1 protein-coding gene is annotated in these 995 nt (G+C 45.5%); it reads right to left on the reverse strand.

Going from position 1 to position 995, the window contains the following annotated elements; genetic code table 11:
* Nucleotides 1–880: LysR substrate-binding domain-containing protein (locus tag R8N49_RS25335; protein WP_318190238.1), on the reverse strand; the 880-nt coding region annotated here is incomplete at its 3' end.
* Nucleotides 881–995: the final 115 nt, after the last annotated feature.

Below are 995 nucleotides of genomic sequence, written 5' to 3' on the forward strand. Positions count from 1 at the left end.
CAAATGTGTCTATCTCTTCTTTTAACCACTGGGCAAATAGTTGTGCTTTTGGTCGCTTCAAGTAACCCTTGGGTGCACATAGGTAGTACGCAAATCTAGGTTTTATCGCGATGTCGCCAATACGAACCAGTTTACCCGTCCGAAAATATTGATACGCCAAGCTGTGTTTGACGAGCGCTACACCTTGCAGGGATAACGCAGCTTCCAACACTAAGTGCGAGCCACTGTATTTTAAAGCGGGCTTTGCCGCTGAGTGTCCAAGTCTTGCTAACCACATGTTCCAGTCGAGATCGGGCCAAACGTCTTCGATGAGCTCTGCTTTGCTTAAATCTTCGATGCTATAGATGCCATGTTCCTTCTGATACATCGGATGACATGCTGGGTAAAAGGCTTCGTCCATCAGCCACTGCGATTCTAAATTTGGGTATTTTCCTAATCCGTAGCGAACGCACAAATCTATCTGACTATCTTGAAAAGAGACGAGATCATTTGTGGGCTCTAGTAATAGGGCAATATCAGGATGACGTTGACGAAAGGCGGTGATTTTAGGCACCAACCAATGGTGGGCAAAGGAGGGCAGTGTTGATATTGAAAGGTGGTTCGGGTTTGGATCCTGGTTGACAAGACGTACGCCTTGCTGCAAATGGGCAAACCCTCTTTCTGCCTGAGTAAATAGCAGTTCCCCTTCTGGCGTCAGCACAATTTTTCTGTGTTGACGAACAAACAAGTCCGTCCCTAAAAACTCCTCAAGCTGACGAATTTGTTGGCTGATGGCTGCGGGGGTAACAAATAGATTCTTGGCTGCGGTTTTAAAACTGCCTTCCTTTGCTGCGATGAAAAAATAGTACAAGCCCTGTAATGGTGGCATCCGCTCTTTCACATTAGTTTTCCTTAACTCTATGGCAGATTCTATCGTTTGAGGATATCAGCGTAGTCTCCGATTATTAACTGGTCAATATTGTAATAGGAAGCCGAAACATGGAAAACGTGACGCA

This window comes from Vibrio sp. 1978 (genome assembly GCF_033344345.1).